Annotated in this window: 7 protein-coding genes; 3 read left to right on the top strand and 4 right to left on the bottom strand. The window is 63.7% G+C overall.

Annotated elements, in window-relative coordinates:
- From QOI01_RS12415 to QOI01_RS12405, 3 genes are all read left to right on the top strand, one after another.
- Positions 1-153: helix-turn-helix domain-containing protein (locus QOI01_RS12415; protein WP_526381290.1), on the top strand; the 153-nt coding region annotated here is incomplete at its 5' end.
- 189 nt (positions 154-342) lie between these two features.
- A complete protein-coding gene (locus tag QOI01_RS12410) occupies positions 343-1,113 on the top strand; it encodes an SDR family NAD(P)-dependent oxidoreductase (protein ID WP_526381288.1) in 771 nt (256 codons plus the stop codon).
- A gap of 77 nt (positions 1,114-1,190) precedes the next feature.
- A complete protein-coding gene (locus QOI01_RS12405) occupies positions 1,191-1,775 on the top strand; it encodes an NADPH-dependent FMN reductase (protein WP_526381286.1) in 585 nt (194 codons plus the stop codon).
- 10 nt (positions 1,776-1,785) lie between these two features.
- Here the strand turns inward: QOI01_RS12405 and QOI01_RS12400 are convergent, their stop codons facing one another.
- The 4 genes from QOI01_RS12400 to QOI01_RS12385 form a co-directional block, all read right to left on the bottom strand.
- Positions 1,786-3,054, bottom strand: coding sequence for an oxygenase MpaB family protein (locus QOI01_RS12400; protein ID WP_526381284.1), 1,269 nt, complete (start codon positions 3,052-3,054; stop codon positions 1,786-1,788).
- Entirely contained in the window at positions 3,051-4,028 is a 978-nt protein-coding gene (locus tag QOI01_RS12395; RefSeq protein WP_526381282.1) for an enoyl-CoA hydratase/isomerase family protein, read from the bottom strand. Before QOI01_RS12395 ends, QOI01_RS12400 begins: the two co-directional genes overlap by 4 nt.
- A gap of 16 nt (positions 4,029-4,044) precedes the next feature.
- Positions 4,045-4,980: a fumarylacetoacetate hydrolase family protein gene (locus QOI01_RS12390; RefSeq protein ID WP_526381280.1), complete on the bottom strand. Its 936-nt coding sequence runs from the start codon at positions 4,978-4,980 to the stop codon at positions 4,045-4,047.
- A gap of 26 nt (positions 4,981-5,006) precedes the next feature.
- The coding region (locus QOI01_RS12385; protein ID WP_526381278.1) for a VOC family protein at positions 5,007-5,402 on the bottom strand (396 nt) is incomplete at its 5' end.

Below are 5,402 nucleotides of genomic sequence, written 5' to 3'. Positions count from 1 at the left end.
AGCACCGTCGCCCGGCGATGGGGGTTCAAGGACCCAACTCACTTCGCCCGGCGCTTCCGAGCTGCCTACGGAATGCCACCCAGCCAATGGCTTCGAACGGCCCAAGAGGAACGCGGCGACAACCAGGCCTTCGTCCCGCGTGCGGACGATTGAGTCAGCTGATCGCGATCAGACCCGGGGGCTGACTGGGGCCCACACGGGTGCCATGTGACTCCAGCCTGCGCCATGGTCGTGGCATGGGCCGAATCGCCTCGCCGCCAACCGATGCCGAAGTCGAGTGCGGCCGGCATGGGCACGGTTCCATGAGCGACTCGAAGCAATGGGCAACGAGGAGTCGGAGACATGAGAGGGCTTGAGGGCAAGGTCGCGATTGTCGCAGGGGCGGCACCAGGCAACATTGGCGCCGCGACCGCGGTGCGCCTCGCCGAGGAGGACGCGGCCGTCGTGGTCGCCGATCTCAACATCTCCGCCGCTCAATCAGTCGTGGACGAGATCCGAGAGTTGGACGGGCGGGCTGCTGCCCGGGCCTTCGATATCAGCGACGAGGCATCCTACAAGGAGCTCATCGACTTCACGGTCAAGGAATTCGGTCGGCTCGACGGCTTGTTCAACGTGGCAGCCGACCTCTCCCCCCGCGCACTCGAGCATGACGCCGACGTGATGTCGATCGCGCTCGACGTGTGGCAGCACACCATCGACGTCACACTCACTGGCTACATGTTTGGAATCCGCCACGCGCTGCCCATCATGATCGACCAGGGCAGCGGTGCGATCGTCAACACGATGTCAACCAGTGTCTGGATGGGTGAGGATCGGCGCGTCGCCTACCAAGCAGCAAAAGCAGGACTCTATGGGCTCACACGCCACACCGCCACGGTCGGCGGCAAGCATGGCGTGCGATGCAACTCGGTCGCGCCCGGTGTGATCCTCACTGGGGTGGCGCTGGAGAACACCACAGAAGAATGGCGCGACGAGATCCTCGCGACGGTCCGGTCGAATCGCCTCGGAGTCCCGGAGGACCTTGCTGCGATGGTGGCGTTCCTGTTCTCCGACGACGGGGCCTACGTCAATGGCCAGACGATCGTGGTCGACGGAGGCGCCAACTTCACCTGAGCGCTTCTGGGCCGCGTGCCGGCTGACACCGCCTGCTTCAATCGGCAAGTGAAATATCCCATATCGAAAGGTCTTTCGTGAACGATCTCAAGATCGCAATAATCGTCGGCAGCACCCGTCCTGGCCGTAACGGCAAGGCAGTCGCCGACTGGGTTCTGGGCAAGGCGGCTGGCCGCACCGGCGCGAACTATGAACTGATCGATCTCGTTGACTTCCCACTGCCCCACATGGACGAAGCCATTCCGCCGTCGGCGGGCCAGTACGCGGGCGAGCACACCAAGGCCTGGGCCGCCAAGATCGGCGGCTACGACGGATTCATCTTCGTCACACCGGAGTACAACCACTCCACCTCAGGTGTGCTGAAGAACGCCATCGATTACCTCTACGCCGAGTGGAGCAACAAGGCGGCGGCCTTCGTCAGTTACGGATCCCTTGGGGGTGCCCGAGCGATCGAGCACCTCCGCGCGATCTGCAGTGAGCTACAGATCGCCCATGTCCGGCAACAGCTTTCGTTCTCGCTGTTCACGGATTTCGAGAACTTCTCCATCTTCAACCCGGCCGCCCTGCACGACGGCGCCGCTGGGGTCCTGTTCGAACAACTCGAAACATGGGCCGGCGCAATGAAATCCATCCGAACCTCGGTGCACGAAGCGGCGAGTTAGCTGAACCGCCTCAGTGTCGGAAGGTTTCCGCAGCTTTGAACTGGGCGTCCCGGCCACCCATCTCATTGCGAAACCATGTGTCCCGTCGCCACCGGGTGTACTGATCGTGCAGGCGTGCGATTCGAGCGCTCCGGTGCGCCAAGAGGTCGATCGCGAGGTTGATCGGTATCTGTAGGGGTGGGACCAGCGCCCACGGCCACGGGTTCGGCATGTCGTAGGACTTGTAGAAGCGGCCCGGCAGGAAGTAGCGGGTATAACCGAGCTGCATTCGATAGTTGAACTGATCGCGAATCGCTTTTCGAAGGCCCGTATCTGGTTTCGGTGTGAACGCGCGCGGGTACGACTCGATGAGTTCGCGACCGTCCTCGCCCGCGCCGAATGACCGCTTGGCGAAGTAGAGGGTCATCAGCTGGCCGGCTTCGCGCAGATCCGCTGGATACCAGCGGGGTTGGACGCCCATCAGGTGTCCCACGTATCGCCAGAAGTGCATCATCGCTTGGGTGTCCGCGGTGGTCGATCGGTAGCCGAGTTTGTGCATACCCAGCCCTGCACCGAACCCACCCGACAGCAGCGTGATGGTCGCTTCGGCTTGGTTGATCGGCTTACCCCAGGCGGCGAGATTCCATTGCGGGTGGCGGGTGATCCGATGCCGGAGAAAGACGTGCATGATGCGGACCCGCATGGCGGTGGCGCGGCCGGGCGCTCCGGGTCTGGTGCCGCCCGGGTCGGACACGTCGATCCAGAAGCGGGTGGTCTCCATGAAGCGGTTGAGCGCGGCGTCGCCCGCGTACTTGCCGGTCATGCTGAGGGGCTGCACGATCGGGTTCTCGGTGTACGCGAGCAACGTGCCGACACCGAGAAAGCTGAAGACGGCCGGCCCGCACCGCCGGAAGAGGAACGCGCCGCGTTCGACCAGATCGTGATCGACCCACGGGGGATCGTTTTCGAATTCCTCGAACAGTCGCACCATCGACGCGGGCGCGTCGGGCACGGAGTCGATTCCATGTGCGAGGGCCTGGTCCAGCATGGCCCTGCCGTGGGATGAGTTGCCGTCGATGTAGGCGTCTTGTACGAAGGCTTCGGCGGCCGGGTCTGCGTCGTAGTACCCGTGCGCGAAGTCGAGGATCCGGTCGTCCGACGGCAGTGTGACATTCCCGCGGAAGAGCTTGATGCTACGACGTTTACGTTGGCCGGAACGTTGACTGCGCCCGTTCAAGAACGTCTCGAAGTCCGTGGAGATTTGATCGGCGTGAGTGGGCGACACATCGTCAACAGTCATGGATGGACCTCTTCTGCATTGAGCTGGATCACGTCGCCCTGGATCCATGGCTGGAGGTCTGTCAGGAATACGGACTCGCCATTTGCTCGCTGCATCTCTAGCCATTTCTGCAGCGCCTGCGGAGCGGGGCCGGACAGGATGGTGGATACGTTGGCTGCGCTTTCGCGGTGCAGGCTCTCGGCAGGGTGCAAGACAAGGTTCTCGTTGAAGACCTTCTTCTGGGCCGCGATGGTGTTCCGGTTTCGTCGGGCGTATCGCGCGCCTAGTTCTTTGGCCTCGTCGATGAGGTCATTCGGCGCCACCAGTCGATTGACCAGGCCCATCTGATGTGCCTCCTGCGGGGAGTACATCCGGCCCTCCAGCATCATCTCCAGTGCCCTGGCGGGTCCGATGAGCTGCGCCAGCCGTTGACCGCCGACGGTGGTGGTCAAGCCGATGAGGAGTTCGGGGAGGATGAAGCCCACTGATTCGTCGTCAGCGGCCAAGCGGACGTCGAAGCAGACCGACATCTCCAATCCTCCACCGCCGCAGGGTCCTCCGATCGCGGCGATGTAGACAGCGGGCGATCGCATGATGCGTAGCACGACTTGGTTGAATCGCGGGACGCTGAGGAACTGGCTGATGGGAGTTCGCTCAAGGGCCTGTTCGCCGCCGGGTGCGGCACCGACGACGTCGATGCCGCGCAGGAGGTCTAACAGTGCTTGACCTGATGGCGGCCGCCCGACGCGCTGAGTGGCGGCGAGAATCTCGGCGATGTCGAAGTGTGTGACGTAGCGGTTCGGTACGCCGCCGGTGAGCACGACCGCGCCGACACTGTCGTCGTCGTCGACGGCGGCGGTGAGGGTGTCGAGGTCCTTCTGCATCCGCGCTGTCATGAAGTTGTGCGGAGGATCGCAGAACCGGACGGTGAGTACTCGGTCGTCCTGCTCGACAGTCAAGGTGTCCAGTGTGAGCTCGCGCGCATGCGTTGTCATCATCAATTGCTGCCGCTCACGCGCACTTCACGACGGTGCGTTGCGCGCCGAGGTCGATCGCCCCGTCGTCGGTTGCCACGGTGGCCTCGATGATGTCGCCGTGGTGCAGGTATTTCGGGTTCTTGGCCTGCGTTGAGAAGAAGACCTTCCACTTGAGCTGGTCGGGAAGCAGCGACCCGATGACCTCGACGGGCTTGGGTGGTGCGCTGATTGCCGTGCCTATCGGGGTTCCGGTCAATACCAGGTCGCCGGCATCGAGACGTTGAAAGCGTGACAGCGCCTGCAGTGCCTGCACGGGCGGGTAGATGATGTCGCCCTCGACGAGCATGTCCTGGCGGATCTCACCGTTCACCCGCAGCCGTAGGCGCAGCTCACCGAAGCGCTTGAGCTCGTCGGCGTCCAGTAACACCAGCGCGGGCCCGACCGGAGTGAACGTCGGATACGACTTCGCCTCGTAAAATTGGGTTTTGGTGAGCTGCACGTCGCGTGCCGAAACGTCGTTCGTCACGACCAGTCCACACACGTAGTCGGCGAGGTTGGCGTCGGTGATCGTGGTGCCGACGGGTATCTCGCGGCCGATGATCAGGCCGATCTCGACCTCGTAGTCGAGCAGCCGGACGTGATCGGGTTTGACGATGTCGTCGAATGGGCCGCTGATGGAGCCGGATGCCTTGCGGAAGAAGGCCAGTGGGGTGGTCTTCGGGTCACGTCCGGCGTCTTCGACGTGGGAGGCGTAGTTGGTCATTTGTGCCACCACTCGACACGGGGCGGTGACCGGGGACAGCAGGTGCAGGCTGGCCACGGGCGCGGTGTCAGCGCTGCCGGCGGCGTCGATGACGGTTCGGTCGGCCAGCAGCTGGCGGGTGGTGGCGGCCGCGGTGGTGATCCGGGCGGCCCCGGTTGGGGTCTGCACCCACCAGTCGTCGGCGGTGCGCAGGATGGAGATGGTCATCGTGAGTCCTTGGGTCGTGGTTGGCGTCAGGAATTGGCCACGGCGAGCATGCCGCGCAGGCTGGCCAGGTCGAATTCGTTGTCGTCGCGTAGCGCGCTGATTATCGAGCGAAGTTCGCGCAGCGATTCGCGGCCGGGCGCGATGCCGAGGAAGTCCTTGGTGATGGGTGGTCCCCATTGGGAGAGCCCGGAGGCGGTGAAGGGAGCCCAACCCGGCTCGAGCGTGCAGTCGAAAACGTCACCGTCGCTGAAGTGCTCGACCATGACATCGTCGGGATCGCGCCAGTAGTCGAAGATTTGGCTGCCCTGGAAGTGTCGGCCGATTCCCCACGAGCGGTGATAACCGAGCTCGGCGAGGTAGCGCGCTCCGGCGCCCATCGCGTCGATGTCGCTGACCTGATACGCCGAGTGGACGTAACGGTT

The sequence above is a fragment of the Mycobacterium sp. genome, from assembly GCF_032162605.1.
Classification (GTDB): domain Bacteria; phylum Actinomycetota; class Actinomycetes; order Mycobacteriales; family Mycobacteriaceae; genus Mycobacterium.
Note: the sequence above shows the minus strand (reverse complement) of the source record. Positions and strands in the feature narration are given on the sequence as shown.